The organism is Alteromonas sp. ABE4_545 (assembly GCF_056161325.1).
Genome location: NZ_JBSWYY010000002.1, coordinates 258,724 through 275,036, shown reverse-complemented (window position 1 = coordinate 275,036; position 16,313 = coordinate 258,724). Strand labels below are relative to the sequence as shown.

Below are 16,313 nucleotides of genomic sequence, written 5' to 3'. Positions count from 1 at the left end.
CAAATATTATGGCACTTAAAAAATCTCAAGACATCGTGGTAAACGAAAACCATGTAGAGCGCCGAAAGGTTGAGCGAGATATCGATGCCTTGCTCAATGATTTACACAATAGCTCTGTGGATATTCGTCGTTGGGCTGCGCGAGATCTCACAAATAATGAGCAAGCCAGAGACACTTTGCTGTCGCAAATAGAGTTAGAGACGGACCCCAGTGTGATAGAAGCTTTGTTCAGTTCAATACAAGGGATGTGCGATGACAGTATTGCTACTGTTTTGCTTGAAAAGCTGAAGTCTGAAGATGCTCAAATTCGCAATGCAACCATTGAGCTATTCCAAAATCGGCCCGAATTGTTTGCTTATCATGTGAAAGCACTAATGGTAGACGATGACGTCGACACCCGCATTTTTGCGGTAGATATCATCGGCGCTATCACTCACCCAGACGCCAAAACCTGGTTGCATGAAATTGCTTTGAATGACGACGACATCAATGTTGTGGGTACAGCGATTGATAAGCTTATTGAAGTGGGCGACAAGTCGAGTATTGCTGTTTTACAGCAAGTGAAAAGCCGCTTCCCTGAAGCGACCTATATTCAGTTTGCCGCAGACTGTGTTTGTCAACGCATGGAGGGGATCGATGAACAACCCGAGTGACGCCAAAAAAGATGCGATCTCGGCTACTGACTTTGAGCGGTTTCGCGATCTTTTTTATCGAAAGACAGGCATTCAATTTGAAATGTCGAAACGTTACTTCGTCGACAAGCGGTTGAAAGAACGGATGCGCCAAACCGGTCACGAAAACTTTCGCAGTTATTTCACTTTCATGCGTTTTCAAGCGTCGGGAGAGGAGTTTCAAAACCTGGTCAACGCCATGACGGTCAATGAAACCTATTTCTTCCGAGAAGATTATCAATTTAAGGTCATGGTGAACGGTGTGCTGCCAGAACTCGATACACATCGCCCGCCGGGGCACGAAATGCGCATTTGGTCAGTGCCTTCCAGCACGGGTGAAGAGCCATACTCTATCGCCATTTTCTTATTGGAATACTGGTCAGGATTGGCACATCGCGATGTGGAGATTGTGTCATCAGACATCGACACTTCTGTGATTGAACGAGCGAAAATGGGCGTTTATTCAAAGCGTTCAGTGCAGAATATTCCCCCTACTTTGGTGCGGAAATATTTCACACAACAAGGCAATGAATACCACCTTTGCCAAGACATTCGCGACTCAGTGTCGTTTTGTTTAGCCAACCTTGTTGCGCCAAATGACACCAAATCTTTTCGCAGTTTTGACCTGATTTTTTGTCGTAATTTGCTCATTTATTTTGACGATGACTCTCGTCGTCGTGCCGCGCAGGTACTCTATGATGCGCTTAACCCCGGGGGCTTTATCTTTTTGGGGCACTCCGAGTCAATGAGTCGAATTAGCTCACTGTTCAAAGTGAGAAAATTCGGCGATGTGATTGTTTATCAAAAGCCTAACGGGGATGGAGGACTAAGATGAAGACCATCATGATTGTTGACGACGCAAAAACGGTGCGGATTTATCACAAAGCCATTATTTCCACCGATAATCGTCATGTACTTGAGGCTGAAAACGGAATTGAGGCACTGGAAAAAAGCATGGGTCAACCCGTCGATTTATTTATGTTGGATGTCAACATGCCAAAAATGGATGGCTACCGATTGTGCCGAGAGTTGAGAAACAACGAAGACACCAAAGCGGTGCCAGTAGTGATGATCAGCACAGAGTCTGCTGCTGGCGATGCAGCAAAAGCCTATTCGGTCGGCGCTAACTACTATTTAAACAAGCCGGTAGACGCAGATTACTTGGCCGAGATAGTCACTTTGCTGTTGGGAGATGAGTCATGAGTGAATTGCTTGACGTATTCATTGGTGAGTCGAGAGAAAATCTGGAGTCGGCAAGCCAGAAACTATTGGCGTTACAGAGTGAAGGCTATCAAGCGAGCCTCGTAGACAACGTATTTCGAGATTTACATACAATAAAAGGTTCTTCTGATTTATTCCCGATTAAGCCGCTCACGCGATTGGCCCATGCCGCCGAAGACTTATTAGACAGTGTTCGCGCAGGTGAAACGGCTTTTAATCAAGACTTAGGAGATATCTTATTTGAGGCGTTTGATCAAATTTCGGCGTGGTTTGACGAATTGGAATCTGGTAATGACAACGCAGACGGTTGGATAACGATTTCTCAAGCTTTGAGCGACCGATTGCGCAAAGAAATTACCGGTGCGAATTCGCAGGTAGATGCCCAAAAGGCTGACAGTCATGATGACGCCGATCATTCCCAATGTGCAGAAGCTAAAGATGGTGATACAGGCTCTACGCCGTTGCTCGCACTCCCCGAGGAGGCGGCGTGCACACATTTGGCCACGGTAGGTAAAAAGGCGCTACTGCGCGCGATGAAATTGGCCGTAGGCGCTGAAACCGACCAACAAGCACACGTGCAATTGATGCACTACACACCTGACAAGGGGTGTTTCTTTAGTGGCGAAGACCCGGTCAATGTGGTGGCAGCGCTTCCGCATCGGCAAACCATTGTCACCGGTATGAAGCAAGAGCACGCCGACGATGTGTTTAATTGTTTTGTGACGTTTACCACCATCAGCGTGTCAACCGATGCGGCGTTGGCAAAACACATGGATTACTACCAAGGGCAATATCAAAGTTGGTCGTTGCCTGTTTGGTCGTGTGCAACATACTTAAAACAAGAGATTGTAGATGCGTTACAACGCGATGGCGCAGAGGCACTAAGAGAAGCGCTTGCCAATCTCGATGAAGAAAATGTTGGTGCGTTGGCTGACTTCATGCTGATGTCGATAAACCATACCGACATCGATTACCTTCTGTTTCGCTGGATAGTGGAGTTGTGTGCGCTGCATTGTGATCTCTCGCCCCTCGCTGAGCTTGCCGGCCTTCGAAACGCGAGTATTGCGTCAACCTCAACTTCAACAGCGACTGATAACGAGATACCCCAAGACACTAACGGCGCAACGAATGAACTTTCACACGCTGCGATCACGATATTAAAGCAGCAGCGAATTCTGCTCGAAAGCGTTATTCACCACGACGGTGGCTTATTTGTTTTACCTTCAGTTGAAACAGTGATCACCCGCGTGCTGAACCTAAGTACAGCAGCGCGACATAGCCTTACGTCTCCTCAACTGTGGTTGCAACATATAAATCAGGTGCTCGATGCCGCAGAAAGCCCCGATATTGCCAGCGCCGATATTGCAAGCTCGGATGTCGAGAGCGCTACACAGGCCACGCCAGAGTCACCGATATTGGCCGACAATAGCGCAGAAGACACTAACGCTCCTTCAACTCAAGAAGAGGCTGGCAAAGCTAAGCAAGAGCGTCAGGTACCCAAAGTCCTTAAAGTGAATCAGGAAAAAGTGGATTACCTCATGGACTTGATTGGCGAGTTAACGGTAGCTAAAAACACCTTGCCGTACTTGGCAAAGCAAGCTGATGACGAAGGAGCCAGAAAGCTCAGCAAGCAAATAAAAGGGCATTTCACTATCGTTAATAGGCTCACAGAAGAGCTGCAAAGTGCTGTGTTGCAAATTCGTATGGTGCCGGTTTCTCATGTGTTCCAACGGTATCCTCGATTAGTGAGAGATTTAGCCAGAAAACTGACCAAGAAAATCGACTTGGTTATGCAGGGCGAAGACACCGAGTTTGATAAAAACTTGATTGAATCTCTCTCTGAACCGCTGATTCATTTATTGCGAAACAGTATTGATCACGGTATTGAGTCACCTCAGGAACGCCTTGCGCAAAGCAAGCCTGAAGCGGGTGTTATTCACCTCAGCGCCACGCCCAACGATGACAGTGTTGTGATCGAAATTCGCGATGACGGCAAAGGCATCGACCCGCATAAAATTAAGTTACTGGCGTATCAAAAGGGCATTATCACCGAGTCTCAACTTGAATCAATTGATGATCAAGAAGCCCTACATCTGATTTTTGCTCCCGGTTTTTCTACCAGTGAAACTGTGTCTGATTTATCGGGTCGCGGTGTGGGTATGGACGCAGTTAAAACCATGGTGATGCAAGCGGGTGGCACTATCGAAATGGACAGCATTGTAGGGGAAGGATCGGTGTTCAGGCTGATATTGCCTCAAACGATGTCAATCAATCGCGTAATGATGTTCGAACTGAATAATCAGATGTTTGGTGTGGGAATGGATTCGGTTGTCGAGACAGTGAAGGCCGCGCCGAAAGATATTCAGTTTATTCGCAATCACCAGGTTCTCATGTTGCGTGACAAGCTAATTCCACTGCATTGTTTGCGCACATTGCTACACATGGCCCCTCCGCATTACAACAATGAAGATGACATTCCTATTCTGGTGGTGAATACCGGACAGGGTGAATTTGGCTTAATGCTAGACCGTTTTCACGAAGGCATTGATGTTATCCAAAAACCACTCGAAGGCGTGATGGCGGGCTTTAATCAGTTTGCTGGTACCGCGCTATTGGGAGACGGTCGCGTTTTGCTAATACTCAATATTCAGGAGTTAGTGGCATGCCAATAACGTACAAACAAAAAGTGGCGCAACTAAGTGGCCACTGCGAGATTGAACTAGCAGAAGAACTTGATCAGTGGTTAGCAGAAAAACCCGCCAGACAGCTCAACTTAAAAGCGCTCACGTCGGTACATACGGCGGTGTTTCAAGTTATCGCGCTGCGCCAGCCCAAGATTTCAGTTTGGCCTAAAGCGGAGTCTTTAAACTGGCTACAAGACACCCTAGTCACATTACAACGAGAGGATGTGGCATGAGTGAGCCTAAGGTGATGGTGGTAGCGAATCGCAAAGGGGGCACGGCGAAAACCACAACAGTGGTGAACTTAGCCTATACCTTAGCAATGCAAAACCAACGCGTTCTGGTTATCGATACCGACAACCAAGGGCATGTTGCACATGGGTTTTTAGCCGACTCCCCCGCAACACGCACAGTAACACCGGCTTGGCTGAACAATGACAACTACTTTAAAGGCGTTGTGCATTATCACCCACAGCTAGACTTGTGTTTGCCACGCAGCACCATCGACTATCTTGAACACAATGTGGGGTTAGACTGGTTGTGCCGTTTTATCGGGCACGCAGAAGTACAACAAGGGTACGACATTTTGCTTATTGATACACCGCCAACGCTCGGCCCTATTTTGCTCAGTGCGCTCGCTGCTGCCGACACTATCATTATTCCCGCAGAGCCATCACCTTTGTCTTCTGATGGCGTGGGTAAGCTTATTACTGCGTGCACTAGCGCGATAAGGAAGAAGCAGTTCCGCGCCAACAAAATTCTAATTCTTCCAGTGATGGTAGACCAGCAACTAAAACTTCATCGACACGTGCTGAAACAGTGGTCAGCGCGTTTTGGAGGGCAACGTTTGTTGCCGTACATCAGACGTAATATCAAATTAGCAGAAGCTTTTTCTCATCGGACGCCGGTAACGGAGTATGCGCCGCGTTCTCATGGTGCAGAGGACTATTCCGTACTTTGTGCTCACCTATTCAATCACCAGTGAGGTAGTAATTTATGACTATGATCCACTTAATCGATGATTCAGCGACCATGTTAATGAGCATGGAAATGTTACTCAAACGGGCGGGTTATGACATCGTGAAGTCAGCCAATGCCGAAAAAGCACTCGAACAACTTGAAGAGGTGTCACCCAAACTCATCATCACCGACTTAAATATGCCAGGTATGAATGGCATTGAGCTTATTCAAAAAATTAAAAGCAACAATAAATTCAGGTTTACACCGATACTGATGTTAACCACAGAGTCACAGCAAACACGTAGAGAAGAAGCGAAAAAAGCAGGCGCGACGGGGTGGCTAGTGAAGCCCGTAGAACCTGAAGATTTACTCAATATCATTCAGCAGATTTTACCTGCTGCCTAGTTGCTGGAGGTGGTTATGAAAGCGTTTTTAGCTCAGCAGAAAAACCGACTGAAAGAGGCCTTTGCCTGGTTGGCAAGCCCTTATACGCGGTCGTTTTTACTCTGTCTCTTGGGTTTTGCAGTGACCCTGATTGGCGTCACTATTTACAATCATTCTGTCGCACAGCCCATCTCTATTTGGGGGGCCGTGTTGTGTAGTCTAATCACCAGTGTTGTTTGGGTGGTGTGGGAACACGCAGGTATTGGAGGGAAATCTGCAAAACTTGACCGCGCTTTGTTAGAGGCAAATGAATACCTGGAGAAAACGTCTTCGCAACTCAAGAAAACCCACGAACAAGTGAGTGAGTACACGCGTATTTTGAACGGGCAGATAGACGGTATTTCCGATATTACCGAAGAAGCGTCGATGGATCTGATGCAAGCCTTGTATGAAATAGAAACCTCTATCCAAGATGGGTTAGATAGTATTAGGCAATCAGAAAAAAGCGCTGAAAGCCTTCGCGTCGATAGCGAAAATGAAATTGGCAGTGTGAATGACAGGCTGGAAGAAATTCGCAAGCTGATTGAAAACCAGCGCGAGCAAGACAAAGCCCATCATCAAGCGATACAAGAAGTCTTGCTAGAGATAGATAAACTGAAAGAGCTCACCGATCTGGTGAAAAACGTGGCGTTTCAAACTAATCTGCTTGCCTTAAATGCGGCTATTGAAGCGGCAAGGGCGGGCGAATACGGGCGAGGCTTTGCAGTTGTGGCGGAGCAGGTTCGCACTTTGTCGAGTCAGTCTTCAGAAGCGGCTGAGCGCATAGAGCAAGGCATTCACTCAGCATTGTCAGCCGCGAAAGTGCACGGTGAAAAGCTGTTGGCGACCAAAGACAGCAGCGAAACGTGCGAACTACTGACCGCTTTTTCCGATTCACTAACCAATGTTACTGAGCACTACCGGCAGTTGGAGTCGTTTCAGCCACGCATGATCAATTGCTTTACTAAGAGTGCAACAGAAGTGGCGAAAAGGGTGGGTGGAGCAATTGCGAAAATTCAATTTCAAGACATTATTCGCCAGCGCGCTGAAAATGTGAAACTAGAGCATGATGTGTTGGTGGATTTATTTGGCCAGTTTTCCTGTTATATCGACGGCAGGCAGAATTACGATGAGTCGTTTAATTTGTCGACCGCGCAAATGTTTGAAAAATACGTGATGGAAGACCAGCGGCGCATTCATTTCGATATTACTGAGAATGCCACTCAGGATGAGGCCAGGCGTCAGGCAGAAGAAGCCAGAGAACCAAAGATACAGCTATTTTAACAGCCTAACGTAGGGCTTGTCGTTGCAATGTCGCACACAACGTACGTCGTATGCGACATCAGTGGCATTGCCTTAGAAGCGATAAGTCGCGGTTACATTGTAACTACGTGGTGCGCCGTAATAACCTTGCTCCCAATACAGAGATTTTAAATAACGCTCGTTGGTGAGGTTATTAATATTGGCAGTAACGCTAAATTGAGGCGTGATTGCATAAGAAGCCATTAAACCAATTAAGGTATAAGCGTCTTGCTCAATTGTGATTGCTTCGCCTGCATTGTCATAGGCTGCTGGTACGTTACCCACATAACGCGAGGTGTCTTCCTGCCAACGTAGTGTTGCTCCTACGCGAAGAGCGGGCAAGGCTGGAATTTGATAGGTGGCATTCAAGGTGACCATTTTTTCTGGCGTATAGCCTTCTACGAGGTCGTCGCCACTTAAATCAAAAAAGGTCATACCAAGATTGGTTTGTAGCCCAGGTAATAGCTCACCGGCGATGTCCAGCTCGATACCTTCAGAGTTAATGCCGTCAGCAGGACGGTACACTTGCTCTTGTACGCCAGATACCGGGTTTTCAGCAAAGCCGTCGGCTACCGCCAAATTCGTTTGCGTAATGTCGAAATAGGCAAAGGTTACCAGTGCACTATCACCGAAAAGCGACGCTTTAACTCCCACTTCTTTGCTTTCGCCGGTTACAGGGTCGAGGCGGTTAAAGTCACTGTCTCGTTGAGTTTGTGGCAAGAAAACCTCGGTGTAGCTGGCATAGGCGTTAACACTTGGTGTAATGGCATAAACTAAGCCAACATAAGGAACGGCTTGGCTGTCATCGAGAGTTTCATCTTCGCCGTATGATTCCCCGTCTACTTCAACTTTGTTAAAGCGAACACCGCTAAGTAGGTTGAGGTTGTCTGTTAGAGAGAAATTACCAGCAAGATAATAGGCTATCTGTTTTTCTGTTACATCACTGCCAGTAGGATAATCGGTAAATTCTGGTAGTGGTGTGTCGCCGTCCCACTCTTCCATGGCTGGCAACGCTGGGAAGCCATTACCTGTGTGATAGTCGTACAGGGAAATATCGGTATAGGCAACACGCGCATAGCTTGCACCCATAGTGATGTCGTGCGTTTGGCCGAAGGCGTCAAACTGCCCATTAATATAAATATCGGCGTAGTCGTGTTTGTCGTCTAAATCGTACTCACTGCCATAGCCAACTAGCCCTAGGCCGGTATCTGGGTCAAGCAAAGTGGTGCCAGTTTCGCTATCTCGTGCCACATAGGTGTAGAAAAGCTCTGAGTCTTCATCGGTTTCAATATGGGTGTAATCCGCTTTAATCGACCAATTGTTGTTGAATTGATGGTCGAGAAACGCAAATACGCGGGTATCGGTAACATCCCAGTTAGACCAATCTGCTGAGGTATTGGTGCTACTGTCGAAGTTGGTTGGTGTGCCGTCTGCGTAGTACAAGGTGAGAGCGCCCCACATGTTGCCTTTGGCGTCACTGGTTTGCTGGCTCGCGCCAACGAGCAAATTGGTATTCTCTCCAAGTTTGGTATTAACAACACCGTATATCACGGTTTTATCGATTTCGTATCGGTCGAGGTAAGACTGACTTTTCTCTTTTGCAATTACCACGCGTGCGCCCACGTTATCGCTAATGGGGGCCGATACGTCAGCGTCAACGCGGTAGGCATCCCATTTTCCAGCTTGAGCGCTGATATTCGCTTGAAATTCTTCGGTGGGTTTTTTACGCACATAGTTAACGGTTGCCGCGGGACTACCAGAACCTGTCATCATGCCGTTTGCGCCGCGCAGTACTTCTATTTTTTCGTACATAGCAATATCGACATCGCCATGAACGTTACCGCTGATCACCGGCAGACCAAGGCCATCTACTTGAAAGTTAGTGATATCAAAGCCGCGCGCAGTGAAATAGGTACGGTCGGTTTCGACTTCCTCAACATTGATGCCAGTAACAGTGTTAAGTACTTCATTGATATTGGTAAGCGCAAAGTCGTCCATTTGCTCTTCACCAATCACACTGACTGATTGAGGAATATCCTTGATCGCCAGATTCAGGCGAGAAAGGTCTTCTGCCTCTGAGTATAAATACCCCTGATATCGAGCACCTTTGATCGTGACTGTTTCAATATCGTTTGATTGTTCGTTGGCCTGTTCTTGGGCAACCGCCATGGTGTTGATGCCGATTGCGGCCATGATAGCAGCGGAAACAAGAGAGTGTTTCATTACTTTTCCTTATGCAAATAATAACAATTATCATTATTGTACTGGATAGTATCTAAAACATTCAACATATGATTAGTTTGTGCAATCAACTCAGATTTACCGTCCCGCAGCGCGAAATATAAGAAAAACTTTATATTAAGCGTTTATTATATTAGAATGATCGCATGTTTAGGTGAGGTGTAAGGTTATGAGGCAGAAAATTGCACGGTATCTGATCAACTTGAGTTTGCATAAACCCAAGTGGGTTTATGGTTTGCTCTTATTGTTAACCTTGGCCGTAGGCAGCCAAATTGCGCGTATTCAAATTGATACCGACCCAGAGAACATGCTGCCAGATGATCACCCTGCACGTACGTTTCACAACCAAACCAAGCAAGCATTTGCGATGCATGATGCCATTGTGGTTGGGGTAGTGAACGATGCCTTGAGTGAGGGGATATACAACACGTCTTCATTGGCTGACGTCTACAACCTAACCCAGTCGATTCTAGCTATTGATGGCGTGATTGATGCCGATGTGATGTCGTTGTCGACTGTGGACAATATTGCTCAGGTGGGCCAAGGGACCATTCGTTTTGAATGGATGATGGACAAGCCGCCAGCAACTGAACAAAAAGCTGCCCAGATCCAAACTAATATTGAGCGCCTGCCATTACTGTATGACACGCTGGTGGCACAAAGTGGTAAGGCGGCGGCCATCTATGTTCCTATTGCAGATAAAAACCAAAGCTACCGCATTGCAGAAGAAATTCGTGGGCATATTGATGCATTAAGTGGAGTAGATAGCTGGTACATCACGGGTTTGCCTGTGGCTGAAGACCAATTCGGCGTTGAAATGTTTGTACAAATGGGTATCTCAGCACCGCTAGCCGGTTTGATGATATTTATTTTATTGTTCGTGTTTTTCCGCAATATTCCTTTGATTGTTGCCCCTATGATTGTGGCAATGAGCACCGTTATTGTGACCATGGGGGCGCTGATTGGCGCTGGCTTTACCGTGCATATCATGTCGTCGATGATCGCCATATTCTTGATGCCAATTGCGGTTGTTGATTCGGTACATATTTTGTCGGAGTTTTCAGACCGCTATAAACCGGGTGAAGACGTGAAAAAAGTAATTGGCGAAGTCGTCGGCCACTTGTTCACACCAATGCTTTATACCTCGGTGACCTCGTCTATTGGCTTTTTCTCACTTATGTTGACGCCAATCCCACCGGTACAAATTTTTGGTGGGTTTGTTGGGTTAGGTATTTTGTTCGCGTTTTTGGTGACCATAATTTTCATTCCTGCTTATGTGTCTCGCATGAGCCCAGCTGCGCTCGATAAACTGCAAGTTGTGATGCATCACGCCCACGAAGATGGCCATTGGGTCGCCCGCGTAGCACGCAGCATTGGCAAAATCGCTATTCGCCGACAAACATCCTTGTTGTTGGTATTTACCTCTGTATTTGCAGTTTCAGTATGGGGTATTGCTCAAATCCAAATTAACGATAATCCAGTGCGCTGGTTTAAACCTGATCATGAAATTCGTGTGGCTGACCGCGTACTCAACGAGAATTTTGCCGGCACCTATAATGCCTATTTAGTGTTAACCGCCACAGATGCTTTGCCTACTATTGAGCAACTTTTTGAGCGAGGTGTAACACAAACTAACCCATGGCCGTCATCATTGGATGAGTGGAAGGCACAACAAATCGTTGATTCTACGTCTGCGAGTTCCCCCGCAGAAGCGCTACAAAATTTAGTGATGGCGATTGATGATAAGTTGTTTAGCGAACTGACTGACGAGGAATTGGACACACTCGATGGGTTAATGGCAACCACAGAACAAACTCTGAGTCAGGCCAAACGCTTTCAAGATCCTGAAGCATTGGCTTACATAGCTGAACTACAAGCTTTCTTAGCTGATACTGGGTTGGTGGGTAAATCTAATACCCTGAGCGATGTGGTCAAAGTGGTTAACCGGGAACTGCGTTCAGGTGATGATAAAGACTATGTTTTGCCTGAGAGTGCGGCAGGTGTTGCCCAAACCTTATTACAGTATCAGTCGTCTCATCGCCCGCAAGATTTGTGGCACTTTGTGACACCGGATTACCGTTCAACATTACTTTGGTTGCAACTCACCAGTGGTGACAACCAAGATATGACCGCCGTGGTCAATGCTGTTGATAGCTATATTAAACAGTACCCGTTACCCGAGAATGTAAAAGCGGATTGGGCGGGTAAGGCTTACCTTAATTTGGTATGGCAAGACAATATGGTCGCCGGAATGCTAGAAAGCCTCATGAGCGCTTTTGTTATCGTATTCATCATGATGGTGGTGTTGTTCCGTTCACTGGTGTTTGGTGTTTTAGCCATGTTGCCACTCACGTTAACCATCACGTTTATCTATGGTTTGATTGGCATTGTAGGCAAAGATTACGACATGCCAATCGCAGTATTGTCAGCCCTGACACTAGGCCTTTCAGTGGATTTTGCGATTCACTTCCTTGAGCGAGCACGGGCGATTTATCAACAAACCAAAGACGTAAAAGCCACCTTTGATGCCATGTTTGGCGAGCCTGCCAGTGCCATTACGCGTAATGCCTTAGTGATTGCATTGGGCTTTACCCCTTTGTTGTTTGCGCCTTTAGTGCCTTACATCACAGTCGGTGTGTTTTTAGCGAGCATTATGGCTATTTCCGCCTTGGTGACCTTGTTGGTGTTACCTGCGGCAATGAGCAAGTTACAACGCATTGTTTTCACCCATAAGGAGTGACCGATGAAAAAGTTAAATCTTGTGTTAGTCGGATTGAGCAGCTTATTCATGAGTGCGTTAGGTCATGCAGCACCTAATGTCGCCGACATTATTCAACAATCTGAAAAGGCGGCGTACTACGCCGGTGAAGATGGCCGCTCTCAAGCGCGGATGTTGATTGTGGATGCGCAAGGGCGCAAACAAATGCGCCAGTTCACCATATTGCGCAAAGATGTGGCAGACAATGGCGATCAACGCATGATGGTGTTTTTCTCGCGTCCAACCGATGTGAAAAACACCGTATTTCGCGTTGAAAAACACACGGCATTGTCTACCGATGACGACCGTTGGTTGTATCTGCCTGCACTGGATTTGGTGAAGCGTATTTCCGCTGGAGACAAGCGTACTTCTTTTGTTGGCTCTCACTTTTTTTACGAAGATGTGTCTGGGCGGGCGACTGAAGAAGATACTTACACATTGAGTTTAGAGAGCGATGAGCGCTATGTGCTTAAGGCCGTACCGAATAATCCTGATTCAGTAGAATTTGCTTATTATGTGGTTGAAATAGATAAGGCCACCATGTTGCCCATGATGATCACTTTTTACAAAGCGGATGATACGGCCTATCGCAAAGTGGAGACGGTAGAAGTAGAGACAATTCAGGGCTATCCAACTGTAACCCGATCTAAGGTGAGCGATTTAGCCGCAGGCGGCTATACCTTAATGGAGTTTCGCGATGCGCAATACGATTTAGGTTTGCCTGACGATATCTTCACCGAGCGTAGTTTGCGTACACCGCCTGCTAAGTGGTTACAATGAACAAGTTGCTTTCTATGAACCTATTTAAAGGATGTGCGGCAATGTTCGCCGCAGTTATCCTATTTAGTTCTAATGTATTTGCTCAAAGTGCGCCTGAATCGAATCAAGAAACATCGGATGATTGGGGTGACACTTGGGGAGAAATGGATGAGTGGGAAGAAGAAGCCGTATCGCCTTTCTCCTATGCAGGGTTTGTCGAATTTGCCATGGGCGATAGAGTCAGTGACGACCCCGCGCTCGGTCGCCATAGCACGTTAAGAGATGCCCGTGTTCAACTGCAAGCCGATTACGCCCTCGACAACGGCAAGTTCACTTTCCGAGGGGATTTGTATTACGACGGCGTGTTGTCGAGCACCGAAACACAACTTCGTGAATTAGTTTGGCAAGGCTCGCTGCGAGAATTAGGTGCATGGGGTGAGCATTTTGACCTCAAAGTGGGTCAGCAAGTGCTGACTTGGGGAACCGGTGACTACCTATTCCTCAATGATTTATTTCCTAAAGATTACCAATCATTTTTCTCTGGGCGCCAAGATGAATACTTAAAGTCGCCGTCGTTATCTGCGCGGTTGTCAGGATATTTCGATAGCGTGAATATTGATGTGGTAATTACGCCCCAATTTACCCCTGATAATGGCATTACTGGTGAATATTTTTCCTTTTTTAACCCACAACTAGGGTTAAACGTGGCTCCCGCTTTTTCTGTGTTAAAAGAGAATGAACCGGATGAAGCCGAAGTGGCGATACGCCTTTATAAAACCATCGGCCAGACCGAATGGGCAGCCTATGGCTATCGCGGCTACACCAAAACACCAACGGGAGCCGATGCGCTAAGCCGCCCCATGTATAACCGACTAAATGTATTGGGGGTTAGTGCAGTACAACCTCTGGGTGATGGTTTGGCCAAAGTTGAGTACGCATACCACGACTCGGTGGATGACAGTCATGGTGATAACCCCTTTGTCGCTAACAGCCAGAGTCGATTTTTGTTTGGCTACGAGCAGGAATTGGTCGCTAATCTTACGGGGTCAGTACAGCTCTACTCAGAATATACCCATGATCACGATGCGCTTATGAGTGCGAGCTATTGGCCTGAGTATGAGCAAGAAACGTGGCGTCATGTGATTACCACACAGTTGATGTACCGCGCTTTGCGCCAAACATTGACGGTACAGGGTTTTAATTTCTATTCGCCAACCGATGAAGACGGGTACTTCAAACTGAATGTGAGCTATTCACCCACAGACAGTTGGCAATTACGCGGTGGCGCAAACCTCTTTTACGGGCAACAAGCCCACACTTTTTACCACCAATTTGAAGACGCCAGTAATGTGTTTATGGCGTTTAGCGTTTACTTTTAAGGAGTGTAACTATGTCTGCAGAACGTGCTTTAACAGCCTTTGCTGGTTTAATGGTATTGCTTTCAGTAGTGCTAACTTGGTTTGTTCACACTAATTTTTTGTGGTTTACCGTGTTTGTTGGCGCCAACCTTTTTCAACAAAGTTTTACTGGATTTTGCCCAGCGACTATTGTGCTGCGCAAAGTGTTTGGCTTTAAAACAGAAAAAGAGTTGGCAACAGAAGCGCAATAACCCATACGCAGGGTTTATTGACGCCAAAAGCAGTAAGAAGGCCCCTGCACTGAATCAGTGGAACGCTGATCACAGGAGGGGCCATCATCACTCAACGCGGTAACGCCTAGGCAACTATTTTACTCTCGCAATGACTAAATACACGGCACTTGCCACAATGAGCCCGACAAACCACGCATAGGCGTAAAGTGCGGAAAACAGTGTCGGCACCTGTTCAATAAACCCTGCTGCCTGCAAAAAACCGGGAATATTCGGCAACACCCCAATCAGTAACGCAAACAGACCTGCTCGGTTCCATCCATTGTTGGCACTGTATTCTCCGTCGTGCTGAAATAACGCATCGATATTCAGTGTCGCTTTGCGCAGAATGAAATAGTCGGCAAGTAATATGCCCGCAATAGGGCCGAGCAACGCAGAATATCCTGTTAACCAAGTGAATAAGTATCCGCCCGCGGTTTCGAGTAACTTCCACGGGAAGATTGCGACACCGATACCTGCGGTAATATAGCCACCTAGTTTAAAGCTGATTGTGGCAGGGGCCATATTGGAAAATCCATAGGCTGGGGCGACCACATTTGCCGCTAAGTTGGTGGTAAGTGTTGCGAGCGCTAATGCGGCTAAAGCGAAGACCACGCCCAAACCGCCCATGCGCCCCGCTAAAGCCACTGGGTCCCAGATGGCTTCACCGTAAATGGTAACGGTGGCAGAGGTAACGGCTACGCCAATAAACGCAAATAACGCCATGGGTAATGGCAGCCCCACCGCTTGCCCAAGCATCTGATCTTTTTGTGATTTAGCAAAGCGAGTGAAGTCAGGAATGTTGAGTGCCATGGTGGCCCAAAAGCCAACCATTGAGGTTAAACCTGCGAAAAAGGTGGGCCAGAATTGCCCTTCTTTGGCCCCTCCAGCAACAAATTGTGAGGGGGTGGCGAGCATTTCACCAAACCCGCCAGCTTTAATATATGCCCAAGTGAGAAGCGCTAAGCCCATCAAAATTAAAAACGGTGCGGCAAAGGTTTCGAGCCAACGAATAGACTCGGTTCCGTATTTTATGAAGACCAAATGCAGCGCCCAAAAAGCGAAGAAACTGAGCGTTTGTGCAATATCAATCCCCAAGACAGGGAGTGGCTGGCCGACAAAAGCATTGCTGCTTACACTGTTCAATATGACATAAATGGCGCTGCCGCCAACCCATGTATTAATACCAAACCAACCGCAGGCAACTAAGCCTCGTGCTAAAGCCGGTATTTTAGCGCCTTTGGTGCCAAAAGCACTGCGCAACAAAACGGGGAAGGGCAAGCCGTATTTTGCCCCAGCATGGCCAATAAGCATCATTGGCACCAGTACAATCACATTACCCAATAAAACGGTAATAACAGCCTGATACCAGTTCATTCCTTCCGACACTAAACCGGCAGACAACAGATAAGTGGGTACACATACGACCATAGCGACCCAGAGTGCTGCATAATCTTTCCAGCCCCAGGTTCTCATTGCCGGTTCTGTCGGCGCTAAGTCTTCATTCCAGAGCTCAGTGTGATAATGCGACGGCTTCGCCATGGTGCTTTTTTTTGTATTGTCCACGAACTACATCCTTACGGGTTGAGATGGTTTTCATTAACAGCAGAAAACCATGCTTGTCTATCCAATAACAGACAACAGGGTAAGACCCTGCTGTCGTGATGCCC

Annotated in this window: 14 protein-coding genes; 12 read left to right on the top strand and 2 right to left on the bottom strand. The window is 47.0% G+C overall.

Annotated elements, in window-relative coordinates; translation table 11 throughout:
- Positions 1–8: 8 nt before the first annotated feature.
- From ACXAH6_RS03660 to ACXAH6_RS03625, 8 genes are read left to right on the top strand one after another with little or no spacing between them, the layout of a single operon-like run.
- Positions 9–653 (top strand): HEAT repeat domain-containing protein, encoded by a 645-nt coding sequence (locus tag ACXAH6_RS03660; protein ID WP_474875279.1) that lies wholly within the window; start codon positions 9–11, stop codon positions 651–653.
- Complete coding sequence (locus tag ACXAH6_RS03655) at positions 637–1,506, top strand: CheR family methyltransferase (RefSeq protein WP_474875278.1); 870 nt, start codon at positions 637–639, stop codon at positions 1,504–1,506. The genes ACXAH6_RS03660 and ACXAH6_RS03655 overlap by 17 nt, the downstream gene beginning before the upstream one ends.
- A complete protein-coding gene (locus ACXAH6_RS03650) occupies positions 1,503–1,874 on the top strand; it encodes a response regulator (protein WP_474875277.1) in 372 nt (123 codons plus the stop codon). Before ACXAH6_RS03655 ends, ACXAH6_RS03650 begins: the two co-directional genes overlap by 4 nt.
- Positions 1,871–4,564 (top strand): chemotaxis protein CheA, encoded by a 2,694-nt coding sequence (locus tag ACXAH6_RS03645; RefSeq protein WP_474875276.1) that lies wholly within the window; start codon positions 1,871–1,873, stop codon positions 4,562–4,564. The genes ACXAH6_RS03650 and ACXAH6_RS03645 overlap by 4 nt, the downstream gene beginning before the upstream one ends.
- A complete protein-coding gene (locus tag ACXAH6_RS03640) occupies positions 4,555–4,809 on the top strand; it encodes a hypothetical protein (protein WP_474875275.1) in 255 nt (84 codons plus the stop codon). Before ACXAH6_RS03645 ends, ACXAH6_RS03640 begins: the two co-directional genes overlap by 10 nt.
- Positions 4,806–5,558 carry a ParA family protein gene (locus ACXAH6_RS03635; protein ID WP_474875274.1) on the top strand — a complete coding sequence of 251 codons (753 nt, stop codon included), beginning with the start codon at positions 4,806–4,808 and terminating at the stop codon, positions 5,556–5,558. The genes ACXAH6_RS03640 and ACXAH6_RS03635 overlap by 4 nt, the downstream gene beginning before the upstream one ends.
- Positions 5,559–5,569: 11 nt before the next feature.
- Positions 5,570–5,938: a response regulator gene (locus tag ACXAH6_RS03630; RefSeq protein WP_474875273.1), complete on the top strand. Its 369-nt coding sequence runs from the start codon at positions 5,570–5,572 to the stop codon at positions 5,936–5,938.
- Positions 5,939–5,953: 15 nt separating this feature from the next.
- Complete coding sequence (locus ACXAH6_RS03625; RefSeq protein WP_474875272.1) at positions 5,954–7,240, top strand: methyl-accepting chemotaxis protein; 1,287 nt, start codon at positions 5,954–5,956, stop codon at positions 7,238–7,240.
- Positions 7,241–7,312: 72 nt separating this feature from the next.
- Here the strand turns inward: ACXAH6_RS03625 and ACXAH6_RS03620 are convergent, their stop codons facing one another.
- On the bottom strand, positions 7,313–9,481 hold the full coding sequence (locus tag ACXAH6_RS03620; RefSeq protein WP_474875271.1) for a TonB-dependent siderophore receptor: 2,169 nt from the start codon (positions 9,479–9,481) through the stop codon (positions 7,313–7,315).
- 187 nt (positions 9,482–9,668) lie between these two features.
- Here ACXAH6_RS03620 and ACXAH6_RS03615 point away from each other — a divergent pair, with 187 nt between their 5' ends.
- The 4 genes from ACXAH6_RS03615 to ACXAH6_RS03600 are packed head-to-tail and all read left to right on the top strand — an operon-like array spanning position 9,669 to position 14,625.
- Positions 9,669–12,239, top strand: coding sequence for an efflux RND transporter permease subunit (locus ACXAH6_RS03615; protein ID WP_474875270.1), 2,571 nt, complete (start codon positions 9,669–9,671; stop codon positions 12,237–12,239).
- A gap of 3 nt (positions 12,240–12,242) precedes the next feature.
- Entirely contained in the window at positions 12,243–13,037 is a 795-nt protein-coding gene (locus tag ACXAH6_RS03610) for an outer membrane lipoprotein-sorting protein (protein WP_474875269.1), read from the top strand.
- 41 nt (positions 13,038–13,078) lie between these two features.
- Positions 13,079–14,395, top strand: a complete 1,317-nt coding sequence (locus ACXAH6_RS03605) for a hypothetical protein (RefSeq protein ID WP_474875268.1) — start codon at positions 13,079–13,081, stop codon at positions 14,393–14,395.
- 11 nt (positions 14,396–14,406) lie between these two features.
- Positions 14,407–14,625, top strand: a complete 219-nt coding sequence (locus tag ACXAH6_RS03600) for a YgaP family membrane protein (RefSeq protein ID WP_474875267.1) — start codon at positions 14,407–14,409, stop codon at positions 14,623–14,625.
- A 114-nt stretch (positions 14,626–14,739) separates the two neighbouring features.
- On the opposite strand, the gene ACXAH6_RS03595 is transcribed toward ACXAH6_RS03600, so the two are convergent.
- Positions 14,740–16,209: an NCS1 family nucleobase:cation symporter-1 gene (locus tag ACXAH6_RS03595; protein ID WP_474875266.1), complete on the bottom strand. Its 1,470-nt coding sequence runs from the start codon at positions 16,207–16,209 to the stop codon at positions 14,740–14,742.
- Between the last annotated feature and the right edge of the window lie 104 nt (positions 16,210–16,313).